This is a genomic window from Wolbachia endosymbiont (group B) of Limnophora tigrina (assembly GCF_964263235.1).
Taxonomy (GTDB): Bacteria; Pseudomonadota; Alphaproteobacteria; order Rickettsiales; family Anaplasmataceae; genus Wolbachia.
Genome location: NZ_OZ181655.1, coordinates 676,709 through 689,017 on the forward strand (window position 1 = coordinate 676,709; position 12,309 = coordinate 689,017).

The 12,309-nt window shown below is 35.3% G+C and carries 15 protein-coding genes and 1 pseudogene; 7 read left to right on the forward strand and 9 right to left on the reverse strand.

Features of this window, described 5'->3' with window-relative positions; translation table 11 throughout:
* Window positions 1–312: 312 nt before the first annotated feature.
* A complete protein-coding gene (locus ACE38O_RS03420; protein ID WP_374698241.1) occupies window positions 313–825 on the reverse strand; it encodes an RDD family protein in 513 nt (170 codons plus the stop codon).
* 143 nt (window positions 826–968) lie between these two features.
* On the opposite strand from ACE38O_RS03420, the gene icd reads away from it, so the two are divergent.
* Both icd and nth read left to right on the forward strand, forming a co-directional pair.
* Window positions 969–2,387, forward strand: coding sequence for an isocitrate dehydrogenase (icd, locus tag ACE38O_RS03425; protein ID WP_374698242.1), 1,419 nt, complete (start codon window positions 969–971; stop codon window positions 2,385–2,387).
* A gap of 27 nt (window positions 2,388–2,414) precedes the next feature.
* On the forward strand, window positions 2,415–3,053 hold the full coding sequence (nth, locus tag ACE38O_RS03430; protein ID WP_374698243.1) for an endonuclease III: 639 nt from the start codon (window positions 2,415–2,417) through the stop codon (window positions 3,051–3,053).
* A 302-nt stretch (window positions 3,054–3,355) separates the two neighbouring features.
* On the opposite strand, the gene ACE38O_RS03435 is transcribed toward nth, so the two are convergent.
* The 3 genes from ACE38O_RS03435 to ACE38O_RS03445 all read right to left on the reverse strand — a co-directional run bounded on the left by ACE38O_RS03435 (window position 3,356) and on the right by ACE38O_RS03445 (window position 5,841).
* On the reverse strand, window positions 3,356–3,934 hold the full coding sequence (locus tag ACE38O_RS03435) for an RlmE family RNA methyltransferase (RefSeq protein WP_374698244.1): 579 nt from the start codon (window positions 3,932–3,934) through the stop codon (window positions 3,356–3,358).
* 76 nt (window positions 3,935–4,010) lie between these two features.
* Complete coding sequence (locus ACE38O_RS03440; RefSeq protein ID WP_374698245.1) at window positions 4,011–4,586, reverse strand: PopZ family protein; 576 nt, start codon at window positions 4,584–4,586, stop codon at window positions 4,011–4,013.
* Between the two features lie 19 nt (window positions 4,587–4,605).
* Window positions 4,606–5,841, reverse strand: coding sequence for a TolC family protein (locus tag ACE38O_RS03445; protein ID WP_374698246.1), 1,236 nt, complete (start codon window positions 5,839–5,841; stop codon window positions 4,606–4,608).
* Window positions 5,842–5,973: 132 nt separating this feature from the next.
* Here ACE38O_RS03445 and rplM point away from each other — a divergent pair, with 132 nt between their 5' ends.
* The 3 genes from rplM to ACE38O_RS03460 all read left to right on the forward strand — a co-directional run bounded on the left by rplM (window position 5,974) and on the right by ACE38O_RS03460 (window position 7,355).
* Window positions 5,974–6,432, forward strand: coding sequence for a 50S ribosomal protein L13 (gene rplM / locus ACE38O_RS03450; RefSeq protein ID WP_253309391.1), 459 nt, complete (start codon window positions 5,974–5,976; stop codon window positions 6,430–6,432).
* Window positions 6,433–6,442: 10 nt separating this feature from the next.
* Window positions 6,443–6,898, forward strand: a complete 456-nt coding sequence (gene rpsI, locus ACE38O_RS03455) for a 30S ribosomal protein S9 (RefSeq protein ID WP_374698247.1) — start codon at window positions 6,443–6,445, stop codon at window positions 6,896–6,898.
* Window positions 6,899–7,043: 145 nt separating this feature from the next.
* The gene (locus ACE38O_RS03460; RefSeq protein ID WP_264688310.1) at window positions 7,044–7,355 is read left to right on the forward strand and encodes an HU family DNA-binding protein; all 312 of its coding nucleotides are present in this window, start codon (window positions 7,044–7,046) and stop codon (window positions 7,353–7,355) included.
* Here the strand turns inward: ACE38O_RS03460 and ACE38O_RS03465 are convergent.
* Window positions 7,348–8,055: a pyridoxine 5'-phosphate synthase gene (locus ACE38O_RS03465; protein ID WP_374698248.1), complete on the reverse strand. Its 708-nt coding sequence runs from the start codon at window positions 8,053–8,055 to the stop codon at window positions 7,348–7,350. The genes ACE38O_RS03460 and ACE38O_RS03465 overlap by 8 nt on opposite strands.
* Window positions 8,056–8,317: 262 nt before the next feature.
* Between ACE38O_RS03465 and odhB the strand changes: the two genes are divergently transcribed.
* Window positions 8,318–9,490 (forward strand): 2-oxoglutarate dehydrogenase complex dihydrolipoyllysine-residue succinyltransferase, encoded by a 1,173-nt coding sequence (odhB, locus tag ACE38O_RS03470; RefSeq protein ID WP_374698249.1) that lies wholly within the window; start codon window positions 8,318–8,320, stop codon window positions 9,488–9,490.
* A gap of 38 nt (window positions 9,491–9,528) precedes the next feature.
* Here the strand turns inward: odhB and ACE38O_RS03475 are convergent, their stop codons facing one another.
* The 3 genes and pseudogenes from ACE38O_RS03475 to ACE38O_RS03485 all read right to left on the reverse strand — a co-directional run bounded on the left by ACE38O_RS03475 (window position 9,529) and on the right by ACE38O_RS03485 (window position 11,532).
* Window positions 9,529–10,233, reverse strand: coding sequence for a tetratricopeptide repeat protein (locus ACE38O_RS03475; protein ID WP_374699075.1), 705 nt, complete (start codon window positions 10,231–10,233; stop codon window positions 9,529–9,531).
* 9 nt (window positions 10,234–10,242) lie between these two features.
* The gene (locus ACE38O_RS03480) at window positions 10,243–10,440 is read right to left on the reverse strand and encodes a tetratricopeptide repeat protein (protein ID WP_374698250.1); all 198 of its coding nucleotides are present in this window, start codon (window positions 10,438–10,440) and stop codon (window positions 10,243–10,245) included.
* Between the two features lie 3 nt (window positions 10,441–10,443).
* Window positions 10,444–11,532, reverse strand: a pseudogene (locus ACE38O_RS03485) (IS481 family transposase).
* An 86-nt stretch (window positions 11,533–11,618) separates the two neighbouring features.
* Here ACE38O_RS03485 and ACE38O_RS03490 point away from each other — a divergent pair.
* Window positions 11,619–11,936, forward strand: a complete 318-nt coding sequence (locus tag ACE38O_RS03490) for a hypothetical protein (RefSeq protein ID WP_374698251.1) — start codon at window positions 11,619–11,621, stop codon at window positions 11,934–11,936.
* A 65-nt stretch (window positions 11,937–12,001) separates the two neighbouring features.
* Here ACE38O_RS03490 and ACE38O_RS03495 read toward each other — a convergent pair whose 3' ends face one another.
* Window positions 12,002–12,133, reverse strand: coding sequence for a hypothetical protein (locus tag ACE38O_RS03495; RefSeq protein WP_374698252.1), 132 nt, complete (start codon window positions 12,131–12,133; stop codon window positions 12,002–12,004).
* Window positions 12,134–12,309 lie beyond the last annotated feature (176 nt).

A 12,309-nucleotide genomic window follows, 5' to 3' on the forward strand; every position in this document is an offset into this window, starting at 1 on the left:
ATCCTGCAAATTGGCGTACTATACTGTCTTAAACGACTTATAAGCGCGTTTCAGCTTATATAGGTAAAAACCCAGAAATGTTGTGAAGACATAAGGTGCACATAGTGCAAAAAATTAAAAATAAGACGCCAACTACGTTGTTTTCTTGCTGTTTAATCTGCACAGATGAAGATAACTGAATACCTTCAGTATCATGATAAGGGAGCTGGCGGAGTTTGTCAAGGAAGTTTTTGTAGCTCTCATGGTTTTTGGATTCTAACTAACGTCACGCGCTGGAATAACACCCTTGGTGGTAACAACTAAAGAAAAATATCAACTAGGTTTATAGTCTATTACTACTGTTTTTGCAATTTTATCATAAAAAGTCTGCTTGCGTTGATCAAATATTGCAAACATTAAAACTAAAGTTAGTATAATAAAAAGGCATCCAGAAACATAGCCAGGCAGAAGATAAGACAGAAAATTATAAATAACCCAAATGCCTTCCCTAAAAATGTATCTTATTGTTGCTTGCATTAGGGTTACGTTTGTAAATGTATTTGCATCTTTTATATATATGCCACACAGTAATTTTCCTGGAGTGCCACCAAATCTTGTTGTCATTAGTATATTAAACATTACATATACTGGTAGTACTGCCGTAGAAATTATCATGCGGGTAACTGTTTTGTAATTATCATCTACATCATATAATGATGTAGATGAATGATGTAGAAAATATAGAAAAAAGGTTATAACAAATGCTATTGTTATCCATAAAACAGTATCAACTACATATGCTAAAGCTCGCCTCAGAATCCCTGCATAACTTACTTTAGTATCCATACTTTGCCCATGTTCTACTGTGACATAACTAGTATAAAAATATGTTATTAAATAATCGTAAATATACTAATTTGTGCAATACTAGCTACTTGTGCCACTCTATTATTTGAATTAACATTAAATCATTTATAACTAGGAAAGTTATGTCAACACCAATCACAGTTGCGTATGGCGACGGTATCGGACCAGAGATTATGGAAGCGGTGCTGTCGATATTGCTCGAAGCGAAAGCGAAGATCTCAATGGATATTATTGAAATAGGTGAGCGTGTTTATAGTAAGGAATGGTCTCACGGCATTTCTCCAAGTGGTTGGGAATCAATTGAAAGGACAAAAATATTATTAAAATCTCCAACAACAACTCCTCAAGGTAAAGGCCACAAAAGCTTAAATGTAGCGCTCAGAAAGAACCTAGGGTTATATGCAAATATCAGACCGTGTATTTCGTATCATCCTGTTATAGAAAATAAATTTGATAAGTTTGATATCGTAGTAATACGTGAAAATGAAGAGGACGTTTACACCGGAATAGAGCATAGGCTCACTGGTGATTCTTACCAATGCACTAAAATTATTACTAGATCTGGTTCAGAGAAAATATGCAGATACGCTTTTGAATATGCGCAAAAACATAATAGAAAGAAAATAACTTGCCTGACTAAAGACAACATAATGAAAATGACTGATGGAACTTTCCATGCAGCGTTTGATCGCATTGCAAAGGAATACCAGGACATAAAGGCAGAACATTATATAGTTGATATTGGAATGGCACGTGTTGCCACAGAACCGGAGAATTTCGATGTTATAGTAACTGAAAATCTATATGGCGACATATTATCAGATATAGTCGCACAAACCTCTGGATCTGTGGGACTCGCTGGAAGTAGCAATATAGGTAATGAATATGCGATGTTTGAAGCGGTTCATGGTTCTGCTCCTGATATTGCAGGAAAAAACATAGCTAATCCTTCTGGTCTTTTAAATGCTGCAGTGCATATGCTAATTTACATAGGTCAAGTGGGTACTGCAAAGCTGGTTTACGATGCATGGCTCAAGACTTTGGAGGATGGAATACACACTGCCGATTTGTATAAGGAGAAAAGAAGTAAACAGAAAGTTGGTACAAAAGAATTTGCAGAAGCTGTTATAGATAATCTAGAAAAGAAACCTGCTGAGCTTATAATTAGCAGTGGTTCAGATAGTAAAATAAATAAAGTACAAGACAATTACGAACAAGATTACAAAGTTAAAAAGCTAGTGGGTAGTGATATAACGCTTGCTTGGGACAAATCCAGCAATTTTGATCAAATAGTAGGATTATTTGAATCAAGTAATCTGCAAATGGTAGCAATATACTCAAAAGGACTGGCAATTTGGCCAGGAAGTTCAAAATCTTTAAGTGACCAAATAACCTGTAGGTTTATTGCAAATAATGAAAAGCAAGCTATTACAAATAGTGATGTAAATAACTTGCTAATCAAACTCGAAGAAAATAGCTTTGACGTGGTGAGAATGGATAAGTTGTATTTGTATGATGGGAAAGAGGGGTTCTTTTCTTAATTCTTTAAAAGAGGTGTGATAAATGAAATGGATTCAAAAAAAATAGAACTAATATTTAAAAAGTTTCAACAATCAAATCCTGTGCCAAAAATAGAGCTAAATTATACCAATCATTTTACGTTATTGGTTGCAATAGTTTTATCAGCACGGACGACCGATGTGAGTGTCAATAAAATTACGAAAGAACTATTTAAAATTGCTGATACTCCAGAAAAAATGCTGAGCCTTGGGCAGAGTGAGCTGAGAAAACGTATAAGCAGTATTGGTTTATATAATTCCAAAGCAAAAAACATAATCGGGCTCAGCAAAATATTGATTGAGCGGTACAATAGCGAAGTGCCTACTGATTTCGATGATTTGGTATCTTTACCAGGGGTTGGGAGAAAGAGCGCTAATGTGTTCTTAAATTCAGGACTTGGTATTCCAACATTGGCAGTTGATACTCATGTTTTTAGAGTAAGCAATAGACTTGGACTTGTGAGAGAAAAAGATGTGTTTAAAACAGAGCAATCTCTTTTAAATGTAGTTCCAAAAGAATACCTGCTTTATGCTCATCACTGGCTAGTTTTGCATGGTAGATATGTTTGCAAAGCGCAAAAGCCTTCGTGTGAAACGTGTATAATTCATGATTTGTGTGAGTTTGAATGCAAAAGATATAAAGTCTAGCACACTATCTTGTCACTCCGATATTTCTTCCTTTTATCATCGAGTAGCTGACGCTGGGATCCAGGTTGCTCATAAGCAAACTATAGTATTTTCAAAAGTGAATGATAAAGGTATAACATTTTATAAAGACATGAGGTGCACATAGTGCAAAAAATTAAGCATGCCAAATACATTAAGTTTTTTTATCATTAATCCACTGCAGAGATTGCGAAGATAAATAAATAGCTTCAGTTTCATGATAAGGGGGCTGGCGGAGTTTGTCAAGGAAGTTTTTTCGTTTCTGCGGGCTACCTGGGTTAATATTATATAGGAGGTCTGCTGCCAATAAAGCCTAAACTTACCAAATACATTTCTGTAGATTCAGATCTACTTGACTTTGGTTTAAAATATTTTACTGTTTTAAACATTTTTTTTAGCTCGTTACAAAAATCTTTATCAGATTCTCCTTGGAAAATTTTTACTACAAACGTGCCACCATGGCTCAAGAAACGCTTTGCAAAATTGAGCGCTGCCTCACATAAAAGCATAATTCTGATATGATCCAACGATTTTAAACCACAAGATTCGGGCGCCATGTCAGATAAAATTACATCAAATTTTTGATCCTTGAATTTTTCTCTTAAAATTTCAAGCCCGTTGATAATATCACATTGTATAAACTCTACTCCATTAATTGCGTTCATTGGTTTCATGTCAAGAGCAACTACATTTGCACCTTTCTGAGACGTGACTTGTGACCATCCACCAGGAGAAGCACCAAGATCAATAATTTTTTGCCCTTCTTGGAATAATTTAAATTTATTATCCATTTCTACCAACTTATATGCTGAGCGTGACCTATAACCATCCTTGCTAGTTTTTCGCACATACTGATCATTCAAATGACGATGTAGCCACCTTGTTGAAGATAGTTTTCTGCCTCTAGCCGTCTTTACTCTAGTTTTTATTGCTAATACCCTACTTATTATTGATTATATCTTTGAGCTCTTTTTCAACTACTTCTTTTACCAGTGCATGTAGATATTTATTCAGCCATTCTGAGAGCTGAGGTTTTAAAAGAGATGTAACTAATTCTTCAACAGTAAGATTCGCTCTTTTTTGTTGTTTATGCTGCAATTCGTTTTGCATTTTTCCAAGCAGCGCTTTGATCTCTTCCATATTCTCTTTTAAAATTAGATGATCGTTATTTTGCGCTTGTAAGCCGCTATTACTCGCTTTGTTATTACTCATTTGGATATTATCGTACAAATAAATATCTTTTTTTTCTTCTGAATTGTAGCTATGGCCATTAAATTGGTTATTGTTGCAAGCCATTTCCTTACTTTGGTCATCATTATCAATGTTCTCTTCTTTACCATTTTCTTTTTTGCCATCTTCTTCCATGTCTTCTGGATACTCTTCCTCAAGGTATAGCACATCATCATTTTCATCCTTTATTTCTGCTTTATCGTTACTTGCGTTTTTACCCGATATAGCTTTTTTTATATCTTCTAGAATATCTTTTACAGATTGATTGCCTTGTTCATCATGCATAGTGCTAATACCATTAAATTTAGAGATTTATACTATTTATTATAAAAAGCAAATTATAAACACTAATCACATAATTGCTTTTTGCTTCAACTAAGTCTGAACGTGCTTTAAATAATGCATCTTCAGTGTCCAAAAGGTCAGATGTACTCTTTAAACTTAAGTTTACCTCTTGCTCAACTCCTTCCAATGCTAAAGCTGCTGCTTTTTCCGCTTCTTGACTTGCTTTAATAATGGCTTTTGCTGTTAGCACATTATTCCAAGCATTTACAACTGCTTGTTCTATATTTTTTGCCGTTTCATAATAATCGTAGGTAGATTTTTTTGCATCCATTTTAGCTCTACTGACACCAAAAGCATTCGCTCCTTTTTTAAAGATTGGAACATCAAGAGTAAAAACTATATGAACATTTTCTAATAGCTTGTCTAATTTTACACCATCCTTCACAAAATTTTTGCTTGCGCTGAGATTTAAAGAAGGAAGCCACTTGGAGCTTTCAGCAATCACTTCCATTCCGGCTGCTCTTTTTTGATAAATTGCTGCTTTTAGGGATAAATTATTGGTTCTTGCTAATTGTAAACATTCATTTAGCTCTGGAACAGAAGGTAATTTATCATTAGCCTCAGAAAGGTCATCAGCATCTTCGCCAATCAAATGATAATAAGCAATATTTGCCAACTTTAATTTACCTTCAGCATCAACTCTTTCGGATATAGAAGACGAAAATTTTGCTTTTGCTAGCAAAACTTCAGCGTTAGTAACTTCTCCAAGGGAAAAGCGTTTTTTCATAGCTGACAAATGTTCCAAAGAAACGCGTTCTTTATGTTCTCTGAGCTTTAATATTTCTGTCTTTTGTAAAACACCAACATATGCTTTCACAGCATTAAGTGCAACCTCTTGTTTTAATTGCTGAAATCGCATTTTTTCTGCTTTGAGAAGATGACTTGATCGACTGAATGTGGCAAAGGTGCCACCGCCATCTATTATCCTTTGGCTTAATATCAGACGTTTTCCAGGTAAATTAGATTGATTATAAAGATTAAAATTACTATCAAAACTGTACTGCAAACTAATGTCAGGTAAAAATCCAGCTAACCCAGAAGACTTAAGCTGTTTTTCTGCGCTTTTATATTGGTAAAATTGAGACTTTATTTTTGAGCTATTTTTGATCGCTTTGCTTATAACTTCTCCCATATCGGTTGCATAGCAACTTATAGTACCAAAAATGATCGCAAATGTAATAATCAATCGAAACATTCTACTTTCTGTGCATATTGGTTGTGCAGCTCAATTACTAACATAAATTACTTTAATAATCAATAACTAATGTTGTTGACACTATTGAGAAATTAAGTATATAGTAGCTTACTATTGTTTAGTTAAATTACAATGAAAACTTTTTTCTTAAAAGAGAAACAAATCGACAAAAAATGGTTTGTCATAGATGCAGAAGGATTAGTGGTAGGAAGGCTTGCAGCATTTGTAGCGACACTATTGCGTGGAAAGCATAAACCTGAGTATACACCTCATATGGATTGTGGCGATAATGTAATTATTATCAACGCAGAAAAGGTGCATTTTACCGGGAAGAAGCTTAAAGATAAAATTTACTATAAGCATACAGGTTATTCTGGTGGTTTGAAGAAAACTACTCCAGATAATATTTTAAATGGCAAATTTCCTGAGCGTGTAATAAAAATGGCAGTGAAAAGGATGCTTGATGATGGCCCTATGGCGCGTAGACGCTTTGAAAATTTGTATGTTTATTCTGGTTCAGAGCATAAGCATCAAGGGCAGCAACCTGAAAAGATAGATTTTGCCTCTTTGAATCGTAAAAATAAAAAGTAATGGAGTAAAAATGAAGAGTTCTACAATAAATAATAATGATTGGTCAGAAAAGACAATTAAATCAGCAGTTGATTCGCTTGGTCGTTTATATGCTACAGGCCGAAGAAAAGAATCTGTAGCAAGAGTATGGATAAAGCCTGGAAGTGGAAAATTTAGCGTTAACAAAAAAGATGATCTAATTTCTTACTTTAAAAGAGAGTCAGTGTGTCAAATAGTGAAAATGCCATTTGTAGCAACTTCTACGTTAGACAAATATGATGTATTTGCAACTGTAAAAGGTGGAGGGCTATCTGGTCAAGCAGGTGCTCTAGCTCATGGAATAAGCAGAGCTTTAAGTAGTGTAAGCCAAGATTTGCATTCTATATTACGTAATGGTGAGTTCTTAACTAGAGATTCACGTGTTGTTGAGCGTAAGAAATATGGTCAACATAAAGCTCGGAAAAAGTGTCAATTTTCTAAGAGATAGTTATTTTATAGTGGTGTTTTTTTGTAAGTATTATACAAATATTTGCAAAAGTGTATAATATCCTCTATTTTTGTGATGAATTTAGTTGACTATCGGTGTCAACATAATATGCTATTTGTGTGATTTTTCAATATTAAGGTAATTTATGAGTAAAGAAGATATAATAAAACAATTAAAAGAAGATTGTTCTGGTCAGAATATAGATATAACAAAATCTGATTTGAGCAAGATTCATGATGCGTTTATTAAAATAATAAAGGATGAGCTGCATGGGAAAGGTGAAATACGTTTGCATGGAATAGGAACATTTTCTACTGCTATAAGTCAGGAGAAACAATGTCGTAACCCTCAAAATGGTGAGATCATGACTGTTCCTGAAAAGACAAGGGTAAAATTTAAAGCAAGCCAAACTCTTTTAAGTATTTTAAATGAGAAGGAAAAAGCAGCAGTTAGTTAGACATTGTCATTTTCATTGTTTTTACTACGATGTGTAAACCGTAAAATACAGCTTCGCTAATTAAATAGTGGCCTATGTTAAGAGCTGAGATGTGAGGTATTCTTGTCATCTTCTTAGCGTGTTTATAAGTTATGCCATGTCCTGCGTGGCATTCTATTCCTAATTTATTGACGTACTCTGCAGCATTAGTAATTAACTGTAACTTTTTCTCTGATGGATTATCACAGTAATCCCCTGTGTGAATTTCTATTATGTCAGGTTTTATCTCTAGCTTCTCAAGATATTTTAGTTGATTAATATTTGGATCGATAAACAGTGAGACTTTTATGCTAGAGCTATGCATTTCCTCTATTATACTAGAAAGTTTGCTGTGCATATTAATGATATCCAGGCCACCTTCGGTTGTTAATTCTTCTCTTTTTTCTGGTACTATACTAATCGAATAGGGCTTTACCTTTTTTGCTATTTCAAGCATTTCTTCCGTGGCTGCAATTTCAAGATTTAGCTCAGTGCTAATGCTTTTTTTTAGGTTAAATACGTCTTTATCTCTAATATGCCTTCTATCTTCTCGTAAGTGTACAGTAATAAAGTCTGCTCCAGCTTCAATGGCTATTTCTGCTGCTTTCAATGGATCTGGGTAGGAAGTTCCGCGTGCGTTGCGGAGGGTTGCAACGTGATCGATATTAACACCTAGTTTCACAATCTACCTCAAAAATTATTTATGGATTATACATGTTATTAGGTCTTTTGCATAGTCATTGTTTGATTAGCAATACCATAGCCGAGAGACGGGGCTGGCGAAATTTGTCAAGATGGCCTAGCATCACGCACTGGAATGACATTTGGGAGTATGTTATCCGTTTGTCACTTCTAAATGATAAGAGCCTCAATGAATTTATTAGTTTATTACATGTCCCTTTTCATGTATAAATCTATAGAAAGTTTTATACGGAAGTTGTTTTATGAGCAAAATTATAGAAATCAGAGCGCCAAAAACTCTTGGTGGTGAGTCAGTTACGGAAGGTATAGTAAAAATAAAGAAAAATATTGGCGAAGCAGTAAAAGTAGATGACTTGATCTTTGAAATTGAAACTGACAAAACAGCACTCGAGTTAACTGCAGAAGCTTCAGGACAGATAACTGAGTTTCTTGTAAAAGAAGATGATGTAATAAGTCCTGATCAATTGTTAGCGAAGCTTTCCGTGGGAGAAGTAAAAGAGGAAGCGAGAAAAGAAGATAAAAGCGAAAGTTCTGCTAAAAAAGATGCTCCATCAGCTCGGAAAATTATGGAAGAAAATGCAATTAATGCAGAAAGTGTCAAAGGAACTGGCATGGGAGGCAGAGTAACAAAGGCAGATGTGATAGGCCACATGAACAAAGCTGAACAGCCTGCAATAAAACAATATGAATTGCCAAAAAGTATAGTAAGTGGAGAGCAAAGAGAGGAACGAGTAAAAATGAGCAAAATAAGGCAAGTAATTGCCGCTCGTTTGAAGGCGTCGCAAAATACTGCCGCAATACTGACCACGTTCAATGAAATTGATATGAAAAATGTCATGGATCTAAGAGCAAAATATAAGGACACTTTTGAAAAAAAATATGGAATAAAACTTGGTTTTATGTCGTTTTTTATAAAGGCAGCGGTGCAAGCACTGAAAGAGATCCCTGAAATTAACGCTGAGATCTCAGGCGATGAAATCATATATAAACATTACTATGACATAGGTGTTGCTGTTGGTACTGACAAAGGCCTTGTTGTGCCAGTTATTCGAAATGCTGACCAGATGTCATTCGCCGAAATTGAGTTGACCTTAGTTGCACTTGGTAAAAAAGCACGCGAGGGTAAGCTGCAAGTATCAGAAATGGAAGGCGCAACATTTACTATCTCAAACGGCGGAGTATATGGTTCACTCCTTTCCACTCCGATAATAAATCCTCCACAATCTGGAATACTTGGAATGCATTCAATACAAAACAGGCCAGTTGCTGTGGGCAATTCGATAGAGATCAGACCTATGATGTACATTGCCCTCTCTTACGACCACAGAATAGTGGATGGCAAAGGAGCAGTAACTTTCCTTGTTAAAATAAAAAATTATATAGAAGATCCAAATAGATTAGTTTTGGAAGTATAGCTCAAATGAGTTATTGTTAATCTAGTATTGCTAAAAGCCTAAATATCATCTAGTTCTGCCAGTAGTTTAGCAACTTTAGAATGATCAGGGCCATAATGTTTCTTGTCAATTGCTAAAGCCCGTTCAAGCAACTCCCTTTGTTTCTCGTGGTCATCTAAAGCACCATAAGCAATACCTAATTCTACCAGTAGTTTAGCAACTTGAAAATGATTAGAGCCATAATATTTCTCAAAAATAGATAAAGCTCGTTCAAGCAACTCCCTTTTTTTCTCATGGTCACCTAAAGCACCGTAAGCGTTGCCTAGGTTTATCATTTTTATAGTAACTTCAAAATGATCGGAGTCATAATGTTTCTCTCGAATTGCTAAAAAAGCTCGTTCAAGCAACTCTTTTGCTTTCTTATAATCACCTAAAGCATAATAAGCAATACCGAGGTTCGTCAGTGCAATGGCAACTTGAAAATGATCAAGTCCATAATGTTTCTCGTCAATTGCTAAAGCTCGTTCAAGCAACTCTTTTGCTTTTTGAAGATCACCTAGAGCACCATAAATGATACCAAGGTCTTCTAGTGTGCTGGCAACTTCAAAATGATCAGGACCATAGTGTTCCTCTTTGATTCCTAAAGCCCGCTCAAGCAACTCTTTTGCTTTCTGGAGATTACCTGAATTTCCATAAGAGACGCCTAGGTTTGCCAGTGATTTAGCAACTTCAAAATGATCAGGACCATAATGTTTCTTAAGGATAGGTAAAGCTCATTCAAGCAACTCCTTTTGTTTCTGAGAATCACCTGAATTCCCATAAGCATTACCTAGGTTTGTCAGTTGTTTAGCAACTTGAACGTGATCAAGACCGTAATGTTTCTCAAAAATAGGTAAAGCCCGTTCAAGCAACTCTTTTGCTTTCTTATAGTTACCTAAAGTGTAAAAGACAAGATTTAATGTGACAGACAAGAATTAACTGACAGAAGAATTGAGGTAGTCAAAACTAATATCAGGCTCTTGTTTAATGCTACTAATGTTTTTCTGAAAAGCAATATATTTACTATCAAAAAACGTTTGCATAGGTGTTTTGCCATAGCAATACTTACCCGAGTGAGGCCTTGTCTCATTATAAGAACGCAACCAATAATCAACATCAATCTGTAGATCTTCCAAAGAATTGTAGATTTTCTTTCTAAAGATAATATTGTAACACTCATCTTGCATGGTTCTATGAAATCTTTCACATATGCCATTGGTTTGTGGAGAGTTGGCTTTGGTTCTAGAATGATCGATATTTTCGATTCCCAAATATAACTGATAAGCGTGATTTTCTGGCTTGCCACAATACTCTGTACCCCTATCAGTTAGAATGCGTAATAATGGAATTTTCTGCTCATCAAAAAATGGAATAACTCTATCGTTGAGGAGGTCTGCAGCTGTAATAGCTGTTCTGTCCGTGTAAAGTTTAACCATTGCAACTCTCGAATAAGTATCAACAAAAGTCTGCTGATAAATTAGCCCTATACCTTTGATATTGCCCACATAATAGGTATCTTGAGAACCCAAATAACCTGGATGTTGTGTCTCAATTTCACCATGAGCTTCCCTTTGTTCTTTAACTTTTTCTAAAGCTGTAAGTTGTTCTTCAGTTAAAATGATTCCTTCTTAAGCTACTTTTGTCTCTAGCGCTTTAAGTCTCTTTTTGAGAGTTTCAAGGTCATTTCTTAGCCATACAGACCTTACTCCTCCCTGAGAAATTATTATACCTCTTTTTCTCAGTTCATTTGCAGCTCTTTCTTGCCCATATGCTGGAAATTCTGTTGCTATACCAATCACTGCTCTTTCTATATCGTCGGAAACTCTGTTCGCTAATAGCGGTTTTTTCTTACTTATTTCATGTAATGCTTCCTCTCCTCCATTTTCATATAACTCCTTAAACCGATAAAATGTATCTCTTGAGTATCCCATCACTTTGCATGCTTGAGATACATTTCCTAGTTGTTTTGCTAGCTCTAATAACCCTAGCTTTGGTTTTAGTATTTTTGTTTGTATTGTACTCATTTCTAACACTCCTTTCTTTTATTATTTTATAACTTACTTATTTTAAGTGTCAGATCAAGTCCTATTTAATACAGCTTATTAAAAGTATGAAAAAACAAGCTAACACGAAAAAAGAAAGCGCTATGATAGGCAGTTTGGTGCCTGGCATGATAATTGGTGGTTTTCTTAGTGTTGCTGGTGTGTGTGTTGCAGTAAGTCTTTCTGGTGGTATTATACCAGGTGTAATGATAGCACTTGTTCTTATTGCTAGTATAGCTGTTGGACTGGCCGTATATTTTTTGAGTCAAGACTATGAACAGGCTAAAGCGATAGAAAAAACTATTAGCACTGTTAGCTCTGAAATATCTGTTGATGGTGCAACTGCCGCAAATGATAAAGAAGGGCCACAACCTACATATAGCTGACCCAAGTAACACGTCATACCACGATTCATTCTACAACTGTACGAACATTCTCTAGCAGGAGGGTGTCATCCCAGCGCTCCTATGATGTCATCCCAGTGCTTGACACTGGGATCCAGAAAAGTTTGCTTGTGAACAAGCAAACTAGCATGGAAAGTAGCTGATCTTACACTAAATGAATGTTTTTGATGAGGTTGCATAGAAGCTGGATTCCAGTGTCAGCTACTTGAATGACACCATTTGCTGTACAATTTACCTTCAAAAATGAATGTTCGTACAGCTATGGATTCATTCGCGGTATAGATTCCGCTAACGAGTAGCGGAATGACAAATTTTTGTTTTTCAAATTGTCGTAAGTCACTTTTGCTATAATACA